Origin of the sequence: Sporomusa rhizae, assembly GCF_041428845.1 — a bacterium.
Taxonomy (GTDB): Bacteria; Bacillota; Negativicutes; order Sporomusales; family Sporomusaceae; genus Sporomusa; species Sporomusa rhizae.
In genome coordinates this window covers 4,217,856-4,236,633 of sequence record NZ_CP156925.1, presented here as the reverse complement: position 1 = coordinate 4,236,633, position 18,778 = coordinate 4,217,856, and the positions used below count along the sequence as shown (strand labels likewise).

18 protein-coding genes are annotated in these 18,778 nt (G+C 43.1%); 15 read left to right on the top strand and 3 right to left on the bottom strand.

The annotated features are described in order from the left end of the window. The first annotated feature begins 6 nt into the window (after window positions 1-6). The 7 genes from SRRS_RS20040 (at window position 7) to SRRS_RS20010 (ending at window position 6,945) form a co-directional block, all read left to right on the top strand. Window positions 7-987, top strand: a complete 981-nt coding sequence (locus SRRS_RS20040; protein ID WP_371363030.1) for a carbohydrate kinase family protein — start codon at window positions 7-9, stop codon at window positions 985-987. Window positions 988-1,373: 386 nt separating this feature from the next. Beyond that, window positions 1,374-1,751 carry an IS66 family insertion sequence element accessory protein TnpB gene (locus tag SRRS_RS20035; RefSeq protein ID WP_371363029.1) on the top strand — a complete coding sequence of 126 codons (378 nt, stop codon included), beginning with the start codon at window positions 1,374-1,376 and terminating at the stop codon, window positions 1,749-1,751. Then, window positions 1,741-2,097 (top strand): IS66 family insertion sequence element accessory protein TnpB, encoded by a 357-nt coding sequence (tnpB, locus tag SRRS_RS20030; protein WP_371363028.1) that lies wholly within the window; start codon window positions 1,741-1,743, stop codon window positions 2,095-2,097. The genes SRRS_RS20035 and tnpB overlap by 11 nt, the downstream gene beginning before the upstream one ends. 97 nt (window positions 2,098-2,194) lie before the next feature. Then, window positions 2,195-3,772, top strand: a complete 1,578-nt coding sequence (locus tag SRRS_RS20025) for an IS66 family transposase (protein WP_371363026.1) — start codon at window positions 2,195-2,197, stop codon at window positions 3,770-3,772. Window positions 3,773-3,895: 123 nt separating this feature from the next. After that, the gene (locus tag SRRS_RS20020) at window positions 3,896-4,339 is read left to right on the top strand and encodes a transposase family protein (protein ID WP_371363025.1); all 444 of its coding nucleotides are present in this window, start codon (window positions 3,896-3,898) and stop codon (window positions 4,337-4,339) included. Continuing rightward, the gene (locus tag SRRS_RS20015) at window positions 4,284-5,654 is read left to right on the top strand and encodes an ISL3 family transposase (RefSeq protein WP_371363023.1); all 1,371 of its coding nucleotides are present in this window, start codon (window positions 4,284-4,286) and stop codon (window positions 5,652-5,654) included. The genes SRRS_RS20020 and SRRS_RS20015 overlap by 56 nt, the downstream gene beginning before the upstream one ends. A gap of 106 nt (window positions 5,655-5,760) precedes the next feature. Further along, on the top strand, window positions 5,761-6,945 hold the full coding sequence (locus tag SRRS_RS20010) for an IS256 family transposase (protein ID WP_371363022.1): 1,185 nt from the start codon (window positions 5,761-5,763) through the stop codon (window positions 6,943-6,945). 24 nt (window positions 6,946-6,969) lie between these two features. On the opposite strand, the gene SRRS_RS20005 is transcribed toward SRRS_RS20010, so the two are convergent. Continuing rightward, on the bottom strand, window positions 6,970-7,983 hold the full coding sequence (locus SRRS_RS20005; RefSeq protein ID WP_371363021.1) for a glycosyltransferase family 9 protein: 1,014 nt from the start codon (window positions 7,981-7,983) through the stop codon (window positions 6,970-6,972). A 33-nt stretch (window positions 7,984-8,016) separates the two neighbouring features. Continuing rightward, window positions 8,017-8,910 (bottom strand): radical SAM/SPASM domain-containing protein, encoded by an 894-nt coding sequence (locus SRRS_RS20000; RefSeq protein WP_371363020.1) that lies wholly within the window; start codon window positions 8,908-8,910, stop codon window positions 8,017-8,019. A 419-nt stretch (window positions 8,911-9,329) separates the two neighbouring features. Between SRRS_RS20000 and SRRS_RS19995 the strand changes: the two genes are divergently transcribed. The 5 genes from SRRS_RS19995 to SRRS_RS19975 all read left to right on the top strand — a co-directional run bounded on the left by SRRS_RS19995 (window position 9,330) and on the right by SRRS_RS19975 (window position 13,875). Next, on the top strand, window positions 9,330-11,024 hold the full coding sequence (locus SRRS_RS19995; protein ID WP_371363019.1) for an LTA synthase family protein: 1,695 nt from the start codon (window positions 9,330-9,332) through the stop codon (window positions 11,022-11,024). Window positions 11,025-11,420: 396 nt separating this feature from the next. After that, entirely contained in the window at window positions 11,421-11,558 is a 138-nt protein-coding gene (locus SRRS_RS19990; RefSeq protein ID WP_371363017.1) for a hypothetical protein, read from the top strand. 127 nt (window positions 11,559-11,685) lie between these two features. Further along, a complete protein-coding gene (locus SRRS_RS19985) occupies window positions 11,686-12,000 on the top strand; it encodes a hypothetical protein (protein WP_371363016.1) in 315 nt (104 codons plus the stop codon). Window positions 12,001-12,094: 94 nt separating this feature from the next. Further along, window positions 12,095-12,421 carry a hypothetical protein gene (locus SRRS_RS19980; protein ID WP_371363014.1) on the top strand — a complete coding sequence of 109 codons (327 nt, stop codon included), beginning with the start codon at window positions 12,095-12,097 and terminating at the stop codon, window positions 12,419-12,421. A 71-nt stretch (window positions 12,422-12,492) separates the two neighbouring features. Further along, the gene (locus SRRS_RS19975) at window positions 12,493-13,875 is read left to right on the top strand and encodes a mannose-1-phosphate guanylyltransferase/mannose-6-phosphate isomerase (RefSeq protein WP_371363013.1); all 1,383 of its coding nucleotides are present in this window, start codon (window positions 12,493-12,495) and stop codon (window positions 13,873-13,875) included. Between the two features lie 101 nt (window positions 13,876-13,976). Here the strand turns inward: SRRS_RS19975 and SRRS_RS19970 are convergent, their stop codons facing one another. Next, window positions 13,977-14,333 (bottom strand): hypothetical protein, encoded by a 357-nt coding sequence (locus SRRS_RS19970; protein WP_371363011.1) that lies wholly within the window; start codon window positions 14,331-14,333, stop codon window positions 13,977-13,979. Between the two features lie 213 nt (window positions 14,334-14,546). Here SRRS_RS19970 and SRRS_RS19965 point away from each other — a divergent pair, with 213 nt between their 5' ends. Genes SRRS_RS19965 through SRRS_RS19955 form a run of 3 tightly spaced genes read left to right on the top strand, consistent with a single transcriptional unit; the run spans window position 14,547 to window position 18,368 of the window. Continuing rightward, window positions 14,547-15,908, top strand: coding sequence for a phosphomannomutase (locus SRRS_RS19965; protein ID WP_371363010.1), 1,362 nt, complete (start codon window positions 14,547-14,549; stop codon window positions 15,906-15,908). Window positions 15,909-15,941: 33 nt separating this feature from the next. Then, entirely contained in the window at window positions 15,942-16,856 is a 915-nt protein-coding gene (gene galU / locus SRRS_RS19960; RefSeq protein ID WP_371363009.1) for a UTP--glucose-1-phosphate uridylyltransferase GalU, read from the top strand. A gap of 21 nt (window positions 16,857-16,877) precedes the next feature. Then, window positions 16,878-18,368, top strand: a complete 1,491-nt coding sequence (locus tag SRRS_RS19955; protein WP_371363008.1) for a glucose-6-phosphate isomerase — start codon at window positions 16,878-16,880, stop codon at window positions 18,366-18,368. Window positions 18,369-18,778: the final 410 nt, after the last annotated feature.

Below are 18,778 nucleotides of genomic sequence, written 5' to 3'. Positions count from 1 at the left end.
ACGGTGATGATATCCACTGCAGTTGTTATGGGTACAGTTTTTATGGATTGTAAAGGCTTTGCGGGGCAAGATTATAATCCGATAGGCCGAAATTTAGGATCTATAAAATTTGTACATGGTGGTGTAGGGCGAAATGTAGCCGAAAACTTAGCTAACTTACAAGTGCCAACTGCCTTTATAGCCACTGTAGATAATTCTGCTATAGGTCAGGAAGTTATTTGTAGATTGCAAAATGTTGGTATAGATACCAAATATATGGTCGAGGTAGACCGTGGTATGGGCTTCTGGTTGGCTGTACTAAATGAAAAGGGTGATTTAGTTGGTTCAATTTCTCAGATGCCGGAACTTACTGCGATGGAAGAACTTATATGGGAAAAAGGGCTGGAAATAGTACAGCACTCAACCCATGTTATATTGGAATTAGATCTCAACATTGATTTAACTCAAAGAATTGTCTTTTTAGCTAAAGAACATGGACGCCCGGTTTATGGAATACCTGGTAATCTTGAAGTGGTTTTATCAAATCGCAAAATTCTAAGGGAGCTGGAGTGCTTTATCTGTAATGATATTGAAGCAGAGCGGCTTCTAGGAGTACCATTGCAAGGACGTCCCGTTGAAGAAATGCGAAGGGAACTTGCCGCATTTACTATGAGTAATGGACTTGGTTCAATGGTTATTACGCTTGGCAGTAAAGGATCTATATATTTTGATGCTAGAAATGGACAAAGTGGTTTTCAACCGGTATTCCCAGTAGAAGTAGTTGATTCCTCTGGTGCTGGTGATGCGTTTTTCTCAGGAACGGTTATGGGATTGATACGGCAAAATTCTTTGGCTGAGGCGGTACGACATGGAACTAAAGTAGCTGCCTGGACTATTGAGTCTAGTGAAAACACATGCACGGATTTGGCAAAAAAAATTAAGACAGATGAATTTTTTTATAAAGCTGCTTATCAGACTCGCTCACCTGAAGAAAAAAACATTTGCTAATATAGGTTGAATACGTAGGCAAAGAAGATATATAGTGGCCAGGGACTTGTCCCTTTGTAATAGATAGTACAAAAAGGTTATTTATTTTGTACCAAAAAACTCCGAATATACATTTAGCGATCGGCTATGATGAATAATAGTCTGGTTTTTATGTCGAATGCATTCATGGAAAATTTGTTATTTTCTAGCGGTCTTCTCAATCTTACCGACTTTTAAATTTTTAAGCCCTAATTTCAAACAGGGCTTTTGTTAGTTTTAAGATAAATAGAGAGTAAGCGTCTAAAAAGGCAGTGGATAGAAACGCAAACTTGATTATGGGATAATAACTCTAAAAGTGATATTGGAGTTTTTAAAGTAAGTCGAAAAACTCTCAAGGAGGTTTAGAGTTGGATACCCAAGAAGTAAAACGGCAACACCGACTGAAGCAATGGATCGAAATCGTCCGCCAGTGCCGCAGCAGCGGTCAGACAGTATCTACCTGGTGTGCCGAAAATAATATCAATCCCAAACGATACTACTATTGGTTGCGATGTGTGCGTATGGCGGCCTGTGAACTTTTGCCGACGAGTGGAAGCCATGAAACAAGCATTGTGCCGATCCCACTACCCAGTTCGCTGCTTAAAACAGATGCGGCTGTTCCGGTCATTAGCGGATCGCCTGCACCACTCATTCTTCGCATAGGCTCGGCCACCATAGAACTTCGTAATGGCGCATCAGCGGAACTGATTGCCCATACACTACAGGCCCTTTCCCATGTTCGGTGACATTACCCAAGCCAACCAAATCTATATTGCTTGCGGGTACACCGATATGCGAAAATCCATTGACGGGCTGGTGATGATCATCAAACAGCACTGGGAACTCAATCCATTCCAAAACAGCCTATTTTTATTCTGCGGCCGTAGGCGCGATCGAATGAAGGCGCTGCTATGGGAAGGTGATGGGTTCGTCCTATTATACAAGCGCCTGGAAAAAGGCCGTTTCCAGTGGCCAACCAGTGCAGAAGCAGTCCGAACCATTACTTCGCAACAGCTTCGCTGGCTAGTAGAAGGTTTATGCATGGATCCACCCAAGGCGGTACAAAAACTAGATACTTCGGCCTGGATCTAGGTGAAAAAAAGCTATTTAAGCCTTACATTTCCTAGGCTTAGTACGTTTTTTATGGTATACTAATATAGTAGAAAAAACGTACCGAGGAATCGATAATATGCTGTTGTCAGACCAGATGAAAGCTTTTGAAAAACACATAACCGAGCTTGAACAAGAGAACAAACGGCTGCACGATACAGTAGCTTATTTAACGAAACAACTCTTTGGCAAGCGTTCAGAGAAGACATCGTCCTTATCCAAGGAGCAGGTGTCTCTTTTTGATGAGTTGCCGCCGGTCTTTGATGAGGCAGAAACGGAAGCAGCTGCGAAAGTGCCTGAGCCGGATTTACAAGAAGAGGCTGCTAAATTTGCTAAGAAACGGTACAAAGGCCAACGGAAAGATCAAATCAGCCATTTGGAACATGTGAAAAAAATCTATCATCGGACTGACGGGGATCGCTCCTGCGATACCTGCGGCACAGAACTGGTTGCAGTGGGTGAAGAATTTGTCCGATCCGAGCTGGAATTTATTCCGGCTCAAGTCCGGGTCATTGATTATTATCGCGAAACCTTGGAATGCCGGAATTGCCGAAAAAATGACCGGCCCTATATGGAAAAAGCAGAGCTGCCGAATCCGGTGATTCTGCACTCGTTAGCCTCTCCGTCAACACTCGCCTGGATCATGCACCAGAAGTTCGTGAACGCTATTCCCCTCTATCGGCAGGAAGCAGAATGGCAGCTGCTCGGCGTTAGCTTGAGCCGGGCTACTATGTCGAACTGGCTGATGGTGGCGGCGCGTGATTGGCTGCTGCCGGTCGTAGATCGCCTGCATCAGGAGCTGGTCAAAGAAACTTACTTGCATGTGGACGAGACACCCATTCAAGTGTTACAGGAAGAAGGCCGGAAAAATACGAGCGACTCATACATGTGGGTTTACAGCACAGGGCAATACGGGACACATCCTATTCGGCTTTTTGAATACCAGCCGGGGCGCGGAGGCAATTATCCGAAAAAATTCCTGAAAGGATTTCAAGGATATTTACATACCGATGCGTACCGCGGCTATGACAAGGTCGAGAGGATAGTCCGCTGCTACTGTTGGGCCCACGTGCGAAGAAAATTTGTTGATGTGCTGCCGAAAGATGTGAAATCGCCGGAAGCAACGATGGCTGCACAGGGCATACAGTTTTGCAATGAGCTATTTGCTATGGAAAAGGCTTTGACCTCTAGCTCGGCAAAAGAACGGTATCAGGAGCGTCTAACAAAGCAACTACCTGCGTTAGAGGCTTTTTGGTCATGGGCGGATTCTGCCCTACACACCCTGCCGCCCAAAAGCAAAACCAGTGAAGCCATACAATATGCCGTAAACCACAAAGCCGGGTTGATGAATTATCTCAAAGACGGAAACTGCTCGATTTCAAACAATCTGGCAGAAAACAGCATTCGACCATTTACGATTGGACGAAAAAACTGGTTATTTAGCGGCAGCCCCAGAGGGGCAGCCGCCAGTGCTGCGATCTACAGTTTGATTGAGACGGCTAAAGCCAATGGGTTAAGCCCGCACCGTTATTTAGAATATATTTTGGGCGATTTACCAGGCGTGCCTTTTCGGCAGTACCCTGAAAGTTTAGATGACTACCTTCCATGGAATCCAGACATTCAGAAGAAGTGCTCTTCAAGCAAAACCGGCAAATGAGGATGTCGGTTTTGTTTTTTTGTCTATCCACTATCTTATTGGACGGTTCTTTCCAACTTTAGTTGATTTTATAGTATAAAAGCAATAAAATTAATTTAAAATTAAAGTTGGAGATTATAAAATATGAATGATTTTATAGCAATGCTTGATCCAAATTTAATATATATTGCGCATAAAATAAAAGAAGATAAGATAATTATTCAAGTTGCTTCGTCGCGAACCATTGTCCTATGTCCCTACTGTAAAACCTATTCAACAAAAGTACATTCTACATATCAAAGGGAGTTTCAGGATTTACCGATAATGAACAAAAAGGTCATCATTCTCTTGAATAACCGGAAAATGTTTTGTACAAATCCTGAATGTAAACACAAAACATTTGCTGAGCGATTTGATTTTTTAGCTGTTAATGCCCGTAAAACAGAAAGATTGATAGATAATATTTTAAAGGTTTCTTCCAATGTAAGTTCTCTTACCGCTGCCTCTTTATTATCAGATAATACTGCGACGATTGGAAAAAGCAGCATTTGTAGATTGCTTAAAAAAAATGCCTCAGAATATAGATAAAAAGGCCATAGTCAACGCTTGTATAGATGATTTCGCATTGAAAAAACGCTATACATATGGAACCATCTTGATTGATATGGATACACATCGAGTTGTTGATTTGTTAGATTCACGTGAGAAGGACGATGTTTCAGAATGGTTAATGCAATATCCTAATATTTCGGTTGTATCAAGAGATGGATCCCCTGCCTATTCTGCCGCAATAACACAGGCACATCCGAATGCAGTACAAGTTTGTGATCGATTTCATCTTATTAAAAATCTTTCAGAAGCGGTCGAAAAGTATATGTACCGTTTATATCCAGCACGCATAGAAATACCAGCAACTATAGTAACACAAAGCCTGGAAATGCAGGCGCTATTAAATACTAGAAATCGCCATGAAAGAATTATGTTTTCCAGGACGAAATATGTAGAAGGTTATACACAGTCTGAAATTGCTTTGCTTTTACATTCGTCGGTTTCAACGATATCCAAATATTTAAAAATGGAAGAAAAGGATATCCCGTATCCTTCTATTTCTGCACGAGAGAGGCAGCACCGGCTGGAAATGGAAAGAAAACAAGCTAGAGTTAATCATGTACAAGAGTTATTTAAACAAGGAAAACCAGTCGAAGAAATAGGTCGTATTACAGGACATACTTACCAGACTATTATGAAGTATGTTTCTGGTAAGTATACACTGGTAAATGGTCATTATGATAATCGTAGGCCAGGAAAACTACAAGAGTATGAAGCAGAAGTAGTAGAACTACGTTCGAAAGGAATGACTTATAAAAAGATAACAGAAATCATTCGTAAAAAAGGATATACGGGAACCGTTGATGCATTGAGGGTATTTATGCAAAAAGAACGGGAACATCAGAAAAATATAGAAAACCAAAAAACGAATACGGCAAATGAATATGTTGCGCGTAAGTGGATGGTTCAGCTTATCTATCGTAAGATCGAATCCATCAAGGGAATTACCAATGAGCAGTATGAAGCCATCATAAAAAAATATCCGGTTTTGGGACAGATATATGAATTGCTCCGAAAGTTTCATGAACTTGTATTTTCTAAAAAAGTTGATTTATTAGATAGCTGGATGCTCCAAGCGGAAAAATTAGATATATCTGAAATCAGTTCCTATGTATCTGGATTAAATAATGATATATCTGCGGTCAAAAATGCAATAAGGCTAAAATTTAGCAATGGCTTAGCAGAAGGTAGTGTCAATAAATTAAAAGTGATTAAAAGAATTATGTATGGTCGTTGCAGTTTCAAATTACTAAAATCTAAATTATTAAGATTAGAATTGCAGAAAATCAACTAAAGTTGGAAAGAACCTATTGGACGCTTACAAAAAAAGGACATGTTTGCAGTCCAATGGAAGAATGAAGTCACCACAACAACCATTCACCGAAAGGAGCACTGCAAACATGTCCAAGAAAATTATACAGTTGAACGAGGAAATCATCAAGGGAGAGCTAAAAGAGCTCGTCCGTAGCAGCGTGGAAGAAACGCTGAACAATCTTCTGGATCAGGAAGCCAAACAGGCAGCTAAATACGAACGCACAGAGGCACGGCAAGGGTACCGAGCCGGTCATTATGACAGGAACCTGACAACTACCTCCGGCAATGTAACCTTGAAAGTACCTAAGCTTAAGGGAATTCCCTTTGAAACGGCTATCATCGAACGATATCGTCGCCGAGAAAGCTCAGTAGAAGAAGCTCTCATTGAAATGTATTTGGCCGGTGTCTCTGTCCGGCGAGTCGAAGACATTACGGAGGCTTTATGGGGTACCAAGGTCTCCCCATCCACAATTAGCGAACTCAATAAAAAAGCCTATGTTCACATTGAGCAGTGGCGAAATCGTCCTCTGCAGAGCGGTAAATATCCATATATCTACGTGGATGGAATCTATCTACGGCGCAATTGGGGCGGCGAATATGAGAATGTGAGCGTATTGGTGGCGATAGCCGTCAATGAGGACGGTTATCGCGAAGCTCTGGGCGCTGCGGAAGGCATGAAAGAAGATAAGGCCAGCTGGAAGGAGTTTTTCCTGTGGCTGAAAAGCCGTGGCCTCAGTGGGGCGAAGCTGGTAATAGGAGATAAATGCCTAGGGATGCTGGAGGCAGTGGGAGAAGTATTTCCCGAAGCCAAATACCAACGCTGTACTGTGCATTTCTACCGGAATGTATTCTCGGTTGTTCCCCGTTCCAAAGTCAAACTGGTTGCGAAGATGCTTAAGGCTATTCATGCCCAGGAAGGTAAACCCGCTGCGAAAGAGAAGGCCAAGCAGGTAGCCCAGAGCTTACGGGAAATGAAACTCCCGGAAGCAGCCAGTAAAATAGAAACCGGTATCGAAGAAACACTCACCTACATGAACTTCCCCTTTGAACATTGGACGAGGATTCGCACCAACAATGTGATTGAGCGATTGAACCGGGAAATACGGCGTCGGACCAGGGTAGTCGGCACGTTTCCCGACGGCAATTCTGCCCTAATGTTAGTCTGTGCCCGTTTGCGGCATGTGGCCGGCACTCAATGGGGCAGCAAGAAGTATATGAATATGAAGCACCTGGAAAACACCGGCCTTGAGTCGGATTTTCTGGTTAGCTGACTTCCGTTTTCAACGGACTGCAAACTAATTTGCGAAACTATCTTGACGGTACCATTTTATCTTTGTTCCGTTGCACGGATGGCATGGATAATCGGGAGCCAATGTAATTGCGTTATCAGAATAGGGCCCCCATTTTTTTGGGGAGGTACCTCCATAAATAGCAACCATCGGTATACCTGTTGCTGCAGCAATATGGGCAGAGCCGGTATCTATTGTCAGGAAAAAATCGGACCTTTTTAAGAGACAAGATAGCTCGACTAAGCTGGTTTTTCCACACAAAATACTAAGTGGAACAGTAAGCATTTTTTTTAGCTTTTCAGCAGTTTCAATATCTGCTTGCGACCCTATTACGTAAAATGCGGCATTATATTTAGCGGCAAGTCTTTGAATAGTTTCAGCAAAACGTTCCAGCGGCCAGTCTTTTGTTACTACACCACTACGAATGCAAAGTGCAATCTTTAAACATGATTGATTTTCTTTTTCTTGTTTTTTTAATACCTGCGCCAATAAAGCATCAGCTTTGGCTTTATTTTCGGCTGTGCCTTTAGGCATTATCATTCTGGCTTTAGCATTTTTACCGGTAAAACGATTAATAAAGATCTCATGATTTTTAGCCTGCAGAGTATGCTGGGCATCATAATCAATCTTAATAATATCCGTATAAAAAAGTTTCAGATAAATATTTCGGAATTCAATTTTTTCGAAACCGACCCGTTTAGGGACTCCAGCTAGCCAAGCAAGCATAGCGGAACGGGGTTTATTATCGGCAACGATGCTTAAATCAAAAATTCTTTTTTTGATTTTGTTGGCAACCTGTTGCAGTTCACCTAGCGTTGCCTTATGGGTATAATCGTATAGCATAACCTCATCTACAACTGGATTATTTGTTACAATTTCCTTGGTTAATGGCTTCACCATCATGGTGATTTTTGCATCAGGATAAGCCTGTTTTAATAAATAGGGCACGCTTGTTGCAATTACCGCATCACCAATTTTTCTTAGACAAAAAACTAAAATGCTTTTATAGGATTGACTCATTCTTTTTAAACCTCGCCCCTTTGGTGTTCAACATTATAGCAAAGAATCACATCCATGGCATAACGCTATATCATAGCGGCCTTTGGCTAGTTTTTCCCTAATTTCGCAATATTTTTCCCCATGCCAAATATCGCCGATAAACTCTTTTGTCAAATCGCCTAAGGTCATTGTTCCCAGGGCGTCATTACAGCATAAGCTTATTTTACCATCCGGGCGGACGACCATTTGCCGGAAGGGTAACAAGCAGCTGCAGCTTAAGGTCGTAATCTGTTCTTCTTTGCGGTTGGGTGCTTGTCCACCTCTGGTAGACAACACATCATGTAGTTTCCTTAGCCGAATACGTACCTTATCTAAATACACTTTGTTTTTTTGACAGTAATCATGAATTACTTTTGTCGGAAGATTTAATTTTAAATTGTCATTGTAATTATCAATATACATTCTATCAAGGTATTTCATAATTCCGGTGAATTTTTCTAATGTCAATAATGTTCCATTGGTATATAGATAAAGGTGATTGTCAGGAAGCTGCTCTTTCGCGAGTCTAGCCAGTTCAACAATTCGTTCATCTAAAAAGGGCTCATTATTGGAATATAGGCCAATTGAGCCAGAATAGTTTAGTTCTTTTAACTGTTTTATGATTGATACGAAAAGTTCCAGATCCATAACTTTAAAATCACGAGTGTCTGCATGCTTATTGACAGGACAAAAAGAACAAGTACTATTACAACGGTTAATTGTTTCAATTTCAATTGTTTGAAACAGTGGATAATGTCCTTCTGTCTTATATCTATTGCTGTAGTCAGTGACAATCTGACGGACTCTTTTTTCATATTTCTTTTGCTTTCTATTTTCTCTCCATCTATGTATTTTAGGAAAGTTACTTTTGAAATAATACTTGATAATATTTTCATAATTAATAAGCATTGGCTGAATCCCCCTCAGGAACCGAAATAAATAGACAATATCTTAATTGTAACACTTTACCAGTAAAAAAAGCTATAGAGTTTATACCCAATACGTTTTATAATTAATAAGTGTTTGTAATATATGGGAGAGGAATGTTGTTAATTTTGTCTAGATGGGAAATATTTTTTAGAAATATACAGCAGGATTTAAAATTGTATGTTTTTATACTGGGGCTATTATGTATTTTGCGTGTGGGATTTATTGCAATTTTATATTCATATATAAATGCGCAGTCGACAATATCAGATATTTTAATTTCGTTGTTTTATGGATTGAGGATTAGTTTAAAAAGTGCTGCTGTTGTTGCATTATTTTCTTTTGTTTTCAGCACATTGCTTTGTTCCCTTCTTCGATCTCAAAAGTTTGAGAAGATAAGAATGGTGTTGGGAAGTATCTATGTCACTTTACTTATCACTTTATTTCATGCCCGTATCCCTTTTTATCAAGAATTCCACACAGGCTTTAACCAGATGATCTTTAACACGCTTAATGATGATATTGTGGCATTATTCTACACTTTAGTTGCCGATTACAATTTGCCGGTTCTTTTAATTAGTACTGCAGTTATTTCATATATTTTCTGCCGTATTTTAACGAAAATCCTGGCTACAGGCACGTTTACCGCGCCGCGGTTTTCGCAAGGATATCAGAAGATGATGTTCCGTTTAGGGGTAGTTGTTATAGTCTTTTTATTTATGGTGTTTACCCGTTTTGGCGGGAGCTTAACCTATGCGCATTCGTTGCATTGGGAAAATGCAACTGTCTCAAAGGACGACTTTCTAAATGAAGCCATAATTGATGATATTCAAGCCTTAAATCGTGCCTATGGTATCCAGAAACGTGTAAGTGAAGGCACAGGCATCAAAGTTGATGCTGGAAAAATCCGCATCTACGGGGCTCAACTCAAAGGGAGCGCATTAACTACTAACGAAGTAGACGAAGTTTTTAGTAAGCACGCGGAAGGTGCTAGAATACCTAAGCCTAAGCATATTTTTGTAATTATTGGCGAAAGTTTTGCTCAATGGCCGCTAAGGGAAGAGTACAGCAGTCTGCATATCGCCGATGGTGTTAAAGGCATTATTGCCCGGGAGAATGCTATCCATATTCCTGCGTTTGTACCTAACGGTGCGTTTACCCCTATGGCGGTAACGGCAGTGGTAAGTGGTTTATCTGATGTAAGTTTGTATCCTAATTATCACCCTGAATCGTATAAAGGACTTTATTCAACAGCCATTGCACCACAAATGAGAAAATTGGGGTATAAAACAAATTTCTGGTATGGTGGTGCCAGCTCCTGGGAGCGGATTAAAGCGTTTACGTTGGCCCAGGGGTTTGACAATTTCTATGGGATGGGGGATTTTGTTAGCAAGTCTGGCAATGTATGGGGGAGTGATGATCGCTATTTGTTTGATGCGATCGCTGCATCTCTCGATAGTGATGTCCCGACGCTTAACGTTATTTTAACCGTTTCTAACCATGCCCCGTATTCGGTAGACCTGGCTCAGGAAGGATTTAATGAAAGTCAGGTTATTGCCGCATTGCCGGCAGATGGAAAAGAGGACAAGGATCTAATCAAACGGCTGGGTCACTATTGGTATACAGATCAACAGATTGCTAAGTTTGTTCTAAAAATGCAGGAGCAATATCCTGATAGCCTATTTGTTATAACCGGGGATCATGCGGATCGGACCAATATCTCGAAAACGCCAACTACCTTTGACCGGTATACCATTCCGTTGCTGCTTTACGGTAAGGGGATAAATAAGCAAATTATTCCGCAGAATGTAGCAGGCAGTCATATTAATATTGCGCCGACTCTTATAGAATTAATTGCGCCTCTGGGATTTGAATACTACGCGGAAGGGAAGAGTCTTACCCGCGGCAGTGATATTGGTTTTAGTCATAATGTATGGATTACTCCTAATGCCATAGGGAAGATACAGGGAGAAGCGGCCGAGTCGTTCACTGGTGGGGTTGAAACAGGCGTTGATCGTGCTTCGGTGCAACAGTCAGTGGAGGCTATGCGTGCTCTTGCGTGGTGGCGAATAGAAAAGGGAAAAATGATAAAGTAGGAAAAAAACTGACAGCGGTCTGCTGTCGGTTTTTTTGTCCTGTAGGAAAGTATAACTTTCCGCCTGGATAAGGGCAACATCGGCTTCTGCTTTCGCCAAAGGCTCGGCACAAGCCGTGTTTTCTTTACAAGCTCAACTAAATAGGTAAAAATCCTGTCTGTTGGGTTTTAGTTTACTTGCAATTTGTTTGAAATGAGCTATAATTAGAAATAGGTGGAAATTAAAAAGTCGCCGTGACCCGGAAGTGTTGACGCACTCCCGCGGCACGCGCAGGTGAACCAGCACCTACACGTAACAGTCAAACTGTCCACGACGACATTTCTATTATACAACGCCGTCCGTTTGAACACAAGCGAGGCACAGCGTGTAACGGAGATGCCGGCAGGGTGGAAGACTGTGCGACTTCATGCAGCAGATGATGAGCCTATCCTTAATAAACCATCCACGGAAAGGCAAGCGTTCGCTTACATATTTTCTGACCGCTTTTCTGTTGAGGGCCAGGTTGTGACCTGGCTTGTTGGTATTGGGATTTAGCAGACAACGAAGTCAAGCGCATGTGTAGGGTTAAAAGCCTCGCATGCGCTTTTTAATTTCCCCCTATAAAAAAAGCTGACGGCAGCGCTAACTTGTGTGCCGCAGCCCAAGTATAGGGGGTTTTGGAGTGTTAAACAGTATTTTAACCCAGGCGTTTGACCAGTATGTCTTCGACAGAGTGAATAATATTCTTGCTATAGCCGGTGTAGCTGATGCAAAATACCGGAAAGCATTGAAAGAGGGCGAGTCCGTACTAGCACAGCTTATGGAAATTGCCCATGAATTGGAAACACAGCATCCGGAACTGCTTCATCTGGTTATGGAGTATGAGGCCGCCGCCAGCCTTGAATTCGGACTGGCAGTTGAAATTGTATATCGGGAAGGTATTCGGGATAGCTGCAGCGTATGTCAAGAATTCGCTAATTTTATGCGGAAGCAGTAAAACGGCAACGTAAAAATTACAATAAGGCACTTGGTGTGGTATAATTAAAGTAAGAATTTGTGGGCTAATAACTGGTGAAATGAGGCGAGGATCTATGAGTGAGGAACGTTTTGACCATATTGAAAAAATGATGGCTCAGCTTATCCAAATGGTAGGTCATAATAATGCCGTTACCGAGGAATTGCGCCAGGATGTCAGTGTCTTAAAACAGGATGTCAATGTGTTGAAGCAGGATATAGCAATTCTTGACGCTAAAATGGAAAAAGGTTTTGCCGATATGGTGACTATAGTTAACGTACTTGGCGAAAAAGTTGACAAAATTGAAATAACACAAGCTCATCATTCCGATGTGCTTGACGTATTAGCAACGCGTACAACTCGTCAGGAAGCTGAAATTCAAGGTTTGAAGCGGGCAAAGTAACTAAAATGGGAATGTAAAAAAACAAACAATTAAGGTATGGATTAATTGTTATATTAGGAGAGTATAGGTATATGAAACTCATCATTCTAGCTGGCGGCGGCGGTACGCGCTTATTTCCATTATCCCGTACCTGTTTGCCAAAGCAGTTTTTAAAACTCGGTAATTCAGACTCGCTTTTAACGCAAACTGTCAAGCGTTTTCTGCCCTTACTCAAGCCGGCGGATATTATTGTGGTAACCAACAAGGAATATACTCATCACGTGAAGACTGAACTGGCGACCTGCGGAGCAGGCGGCGCACATATTTTATTGGAACCCGTAGCTCGTAATACAGCTCCGGCTATCGCGCTGGCAACAAGGTTCTGCCAGGATAAATTAGGAACTTCCGGCGAGGAAGTTTTATTTGTAACTCCGGCCGACCATATTGTTCACCCGGTAGATATTTTTATTAAAAATGTACGGCAGGCTGTTGAACTTGCTGAGCAAAATAAGGTTGTTACCCTCGGCATTAAGCCGGATAAGCCCGAAACAGGCTATGGCTACATCCAGGCCGGTAAATCCTTTGGCAGCGGTTACAAGGTAGAATCCTTCCGTGAAAAGCCTGATAAAGACACCGCCGAACAATATCTTGCGGATGGCAACTATTACTGGAATTCCGGGATGTTTGCCTTTACTGCGGGTTGCATTATGGAAGAGTTTAGTGCCCATATGCCGGAAATCTATCAGCTTGCGTCCGCACCGTTGACTGAGGTCGTTAGTAACTTTGAGGCAATGCCCAATATTTCTATCGACTACGCGGTGGCTGAGAAATCGGACCGGGTTGTTATGGCGCCGCTAACCGCCTACTGGAACGATATTGGCTCGTGGGATGCCATTTATGATGTTTTGGACAAAGATCATTCCGGTAATGCGATAAACGGTGACTGCCTGCCGATTGACTGCTCCAATACCCTTATGTTAGGGCGAAACCGCTTAATTGCCGGTGTAGGTTTGGAAGATGTGCTGGTTGTCGAAACTGATGACGTTATCGTGGTTGCCAAGCGCGGCGAATCCCAGAAGGTGAAAGACGTCGTTAACGAACTCAAAGCCCGTGGCCGGCGTGAGGTTGATGAGCATACCACCATGTACCGTCCCTGGGGCAGTTATACTGTGCTGAACGAAGGACCCGGTTATAAGATGAAGAAAATTGTCGTTACACCTGGAGAGCGGCTTAGCCTTCAACTGCACTATCACCGCAGTGAGCATTGGATTGTTATTGGCGGCACCGCAAGAGTTACTATCGGTGACCAGGATAAGATGGTGCATGTCAACGAAAGTGTCTATATTCCGCCGTCTACCAAACACCGTCTGGAGAATCCCGGCAAGCTGCCACTGGAAATCATTGAAGTGCAAAACGGCAGTTATCTTGAGGAAGATGATATTGTCCGCTTTGACGATGAGTACGGACGGGCATAGGAGTCTGGATTAATGATGTCAAAAGGGCTGACCTAATCATTTAGGTCAGCCCTTTAAGGTTACGTGGGTGGGTACCCACCCAAGATTAGTATAGTATGCAGTTAACTTACTTTTGCCCGTTTGAGTAAGGTGATTTCCGCATCATGTTGAGCGGTATCGGCGGCGAGGGTGCGAATCATTTCAGCATGTAAAGCTTGAGCGGTATCAATTTTGACTACTTTATCACCAAGAACGCTAATCATCTGAATAATATCAGTAAAACCTTTTTCAGTTTCCGTCTCCAGGCTAGTTACCCTGGTCTCGAGTTTATCGACCTTAGTTTCGAGCTTATCAACTTTGGTTTCAAGCCGGTCCATCCGCTGCACTAGTTCTTCGGTTACAGCGTTATTGTGGCCTACCATTGTAACAAGCTGTTCCATCATTGTCTGCATTTGATTAAGTTGCTCTCTAAGCTTCACATTGCTTCACCCCATCCCGATCAATTTACGAAAAATTGTTCCTTTATTAATTGTATACGAAGATAAAAAAAAAATAAACAGCAAAGAGGCTGAAAAAACACTAAATATTCCTGGAAGCCACTGGCTATACAGGAATATTTTTATTTTACGTAGTATATAGTATATGGTTGTGACGATACATAGTTTGTGATAGGGATAGAGGAGCGTGGAACTATGGAGATTAAACGTAATGCATTTAAAGCCTATGATATTCGTGGTAAGATTCCTGAAGAACTAAACGAAGAAATGGCCTATCGTATTGGGCGGGCCTATGTGGATATTTTTAAAGCAAAAAAAGTAGCTGTGGGGCACGATATTAGGCTTTCCGGTCCCGCGCTTCAGCGTGCGTTAGTCAAGGGGCTGACCGAATCCGGTTGCAGTGTTGTTGATATTGGTACATGTGGTACCGAACAAATCTATTTCGCTACTTTCCACTTGAAATTGGACGGCGGCATCATGATTACCGCCAGTCACAATCCGCAAGATTACAACGGCATGAAGCTGGTACGGGAAGAATCGCGCCCTATTAGCGGTGACAGCGGCTTAAAGGAAATCGAGGAAAAGGTAGTGACAGGTGACTTTGCGCCCGTCAGCCCGGATATAACTCCTGGTACTGTAACCCAGGTGGATATCCTGTCAGACTATATTCAACATTTGCTAACCTATGTGGATAAAACGGCGCTGAAACCGCTTAAAGTAGTGGTTAATGCCGGTAATGGTGCAGCCGGTGCAGTTATTGACGCATTAGAGAAACAGTTACCGTTTGAATTTGTTAAAGTCAATCATGAACCGGACGGCAGCTTCCCGAACGGTGTCCCTAATCCCTTATTAGTAGAAAACCGTGATGTTACGGCTAAGGTAGTGCGTGATACTAAGGCTGACGTTGGTATCGCCTGGGACGGCGATTTTGACCGGTGCTTTTTATTTGATGAGCAGGGAAATTTTATCGAAGGATATTATCTTGTCGGCTTTTTAGCCCAAGCTTTTCTCCGGCGCTTCCCCGGTGGCAAGATTATCTATGATCCACGGTTAACCTGGAATACGATCGAGTTAGTAGAACAAGCGGGCGGGATTTCGGTTCTCTGCAAGAGCGGTCATGCTTTTATCAAAGAACGGATGCGCAAAGAGGATGCGGTTTATGGCGGCGAAATGTCAGCCCATCACTATTTCAAAGAGTTTTCCTATTGCGACAGCGGGATGATTCCGTGGCTATTGGTACTTGAAATTATGGGCCGGGAAGGCAAGCCTTTATCGGAATTACTGCAGGAAAGAACTGCCTGCTATCCGGTAAGTGGCGAAATCAACAGCACCGTAGCCGATGCCAAGGCTGTTATCAAAAAGATTGAAGAGAAGTATACCGCTGGCGCGCGGCATATCGAACGCATAGATGGTCTGAGCGTAGAGTATGACAACTGGCGGTTTAATGTCCGTATGTCTAATACTGAACCGGTGCTAAGGCTAAATGTTGAGTCCAAATGTGATAGTAAGCTAATGGAAGAAAAGACCGAGGAACTGTTGGCGGTTATACGTTCTTAAGTATCAGGAGATTGTGAGAGAGGATTGAACTACATGCCTAAGACTTCAAGGAAAATAAAAAAGGCCGTTATTCCTGCCGCTGGTCTTGGTACCCGCTTTTTACCGGCGACCAAGGCCCAGCCTAAGGAAATGCTGCCTATTGTAGATAAACCTGCGATTCAGTTTATTATTGAAGAAGCAATCCAATCCGGGATTGAGGAAATCCTCATTATTACCGGCCGCAATAAGCGGGCCATTGAGGATCATTTTGACCGGGCGATTGAACTTGAGATGACACTCAAGGCCCAGGGTAAATATGATCTCTTGGGCTTAGTGGAGGAGTTGTCGGAAGTAACTATCCACTATGTCCGGCAGAAAGAAGCTAAGGGTTTGGGACACGCTGTACTGTGTGCCAAGCAGTTTGTCGGCAATGAGCCGTTTGCCGTCCTCCTGGGGGATGATATTATCGATGCCAATGTGCCTTGCCTCCGGCAATTGATGGATGCGTATGACGACTGCCAAGGCAGTATTCTTGGGGTGCAGGAAGTTCCCAGGGATAAAGTATCGAGTTACGGTATTGTTAAACCTGAGCCGGTTAAGGATAATGTCTGGCGGGCTGTTGACTTAGTAGAAAAGCCGCCGGTTGAAGAAGCTCCCTCCCAACTTGCCGTACTAGGACGGTATATTATTGAACCTGAGATTTTTTATCTGTTAGAAGACACTCCGCCAGGACGTGGCGGCGAAATACAGTTGACAGACGCCCTGCGGAAACTGGCTGCGTTTAAGCCCGTATATGCCTATAATTTTGACGGGCGCCGTTATGATATTGGCGATAAACAGGGGTATCTGGAGGCAACGGTTGAGTTTGCCTTGAAACGCCCTGACCTGAGGGATAAGTTTTTGCGTTACTTGCTTAAAACTGTGGGGCCGTTGGGCAAAGAGGCGGCGGAGGCCAACACCAAGGGTTAAGTAGAGAAGGAGCTGAGCTGATTGTCTAACCAAGAGGCAATTCTTACGTTGTCATCAGGTTTTTCTTTTGATTATAATAATCTTTATGGTCAGGGCTTCGTGACGCGAGCGGATATTGAAAATATAGCCGATCGTCTGACTGCTGCGCATAAGGCCGTTAACCATATGCGGGCAACCGGCGAGGTACGCGGACACTTATCAAAAGACGGCGTCCCGGAAAAGGTATTATTCAGCCAACTGCCATATGTAGAGCCGGGCAATCTTAATACTCCGTCGTCAATTGCCAGACTTAAAGAATTCGGTCAATCACTAAAAAACAAGGTGGACGCGGTAATTTCCTTTGGCATCGGCGGCTCTTACTTAGGTAATAAAGTATTGTTTGACGTGCATTGTGGCGAGTTTTGGAATAGTAAAAGTAAGGAACAGCGGCAGGGCTATCCCAAGCTATATTTTAGTGGTAATAACATTGATCCGCGCAGGACGACCGAACTGGTTGCGCTTATTTTGCATGAGGCCAACAGCAAAACCGTACATGCGGATGCCTGCAAGGCTAAGACTACGTCCGAACCCTATAAAGTACTGCTTATTGTAATCTCTAAATCAGGCTCAACCCTCGATACTATGTCTAACTTTATGGTAGCCTATGACGCTCTAAAAAAAGAAGCGCCGGCGATTGCGGTTGAGGTGGTTGCCGTTACCGATCCGGCGGAGAAAGCTAACGAGACCTTGCTGCATAAGCTGGCAGCACAAGAAGGCTGGCCTATGTTCAGCGTACCTGACGGGGTCGGTGGCCGGTTTAGTGTATTTTCGGAAGTTGGATTGGTTACCGCCGCGTGCATTGGGTTTGACATCGATGCCTTCCTGGCGGGAGCGCAGGCTATGGATAAGGTTTGCCAGACGGAGGATATCTGGCAAAACCCGGCTATGCTAAATGCAGCGCTCAAATATCTGGCGGCGGAAAACTATGGCCGGGATATTGAAGTGTTCATGCCGTACGGCGATTACCTAAAATCGGTGGCCGAATGGTATATTCAACTGTTGGCCGAATCGCTGGGCAAGCGGACAGACCGTGAGGGGCGCGAAGTATTTTATGGCCGTACTCCGATCGTGGCCGTAGGTACCACTGACATGCACGCCCAGACCCAGCAGCATCAGGATGGCAAAAAAAATAAGGTTGTCCAGTTTGTCAAAGTGGGTAAATGGGCAACAGACCCGGTAATACCTGATGTATTTCCATCTGCTGCAAAGCTCTCTCAAATCTCCGGCTTTCCATTAAGTCAAGCGCTTGATGCCGCTCGTGAAGCCAATGCGGCAGCACTAAAAAACGACGGGCGGTTTAATGCTACCTTTGTTTTACCGGAGATGAACGCCTACCATTTGGGTGAATTACTGTATCTGTTGGCATTGTCAGTCGCCTACGAAGGTGAATTAGCCAATGTCGATGCGTTTGATCAGCCGGGAGTAGAAGCGTATAAACGGCTGTTGGGACCCCTGTTGAGAAGTCTGAAGTAGTTCATTTTTAAGGTTTTAAAAGCCACTCCTGCGAGTGGCTTTTTTTTGGCAAAATTATATTATGGCACAACCACGGCAGCACAGGCTGCATGAACCTTACAATTTGACTGTTGGTGAGATTGTTAAATTTCCCGGTTAGTCAATTACCAATTTTTTTTATTGGCAAGGAATTATAAAAAAAATGTCGAATAAACACTAAATATGTAAGTTTAATGTTTTTTTGTCTAAACAATAAAAGGTCTAAATGGTAAAAAATCATTTTTGCTGGAAGGGTTGAGAACTAGGCAAGCAGAGAGTTAGTACGAATGGTGAAGTGTACACGTCAAAAGATAGTTTTTATGTTAACTGAACAATTTGCAGGAAAATCTCGAATTGTAGCGAATAATAGACATATTGATGAACTTTTTCCT

What these genes read in the sequence shown, in the direction of transcription:
- SRRS_RS20040 (WP_371363030.1), top strand. Translation starts at nt 7, where the DNA reads ATGATATCCACTGCAGTTGTTATGGGTACAGTTTTTATGGATTGTAAA.
- tnpB (WP_371363028.1), top strand. Translation starts at nt 1,741, where the DNA reads ATGTTCGGTGACATTACCCAAGCCAACCAAATCTATATTGCTTGCGGG.
- SRRS_RS20025 (WP_371363026.1), top strand. Translation starts at nt 2,195, where the DNA reads ATGCTGTTGTCAGACCAGATGAAAGCTTTTGAAAAACACATAACCGAG.
- SRRS_RS20020 (WP_371363025.1), top strand. Translation starts at nt 3,896, where the DNA reads ATGAATGATTTTATAGCAATGCTTGATCCAAATTTAATATATATTGCG.
- SRRS_RS20010 (WP_371363022.1), top strand. Translation starts at nt 5,761, where the DNA reads ATGTCCAAGAAAATTATACAGTTGAACGAGGAAATCATCAAGGGAGAG.
- SRRS_RS20005 (WP_371363021.1), bottom strand. Translation starts at nt 7,983, where the DNA reads ATGAGTCAATCCTATAAAAGCATTTTAGTTTTTTGTCTAAGAAAAATT.
- SRRS_RS20000 (WP_371363020.1), bottom strand. Translation starts at nt 8,910, where the DNA reads ATGCTTATTAATTATGAAAATATTATCAAGTATTATTTCAAAAGTAAC.
- SRRS_RS19995 (WP_371363019.1), top strand. Translation starts at nt 9,330, where the DNA reads ATGGTGTTGGGAAGTATCTATGTCACTTTACTTATCACTTTATTTCAT.
- SRRS_RS19980 (WP_371363014.1), top strand. Translation starts at nt 12,095, where the DNA reads ATGAGTGAGGAACGTTTTGACCATATTGAAAAAATGATGGCTCAGCTT.
- SRRS_RS19975 (WP_371363013.1), top strand. Translation starts at nt 12,493, where the DNA reads ATGAAACTCATCATTCTAGCTGGCGGCGGCGGTACGCGCTTATTTCCA.
- SRRS_RS19965 (WP_371363010.1), top strand. Translation starts at nt 14,547, where the DNA reads ATGGAGATTAAACGTAATGCATTTAAAGCCTATGATATTCGTGGTAAG.
- galU (WP_371363009.1), top strand. Translation starts at nt 15,942, where the DNA reads ATGCCTAAGACTTCAAGGAAAATAAAAAAGGCCGTTATTCCTGCCGCT.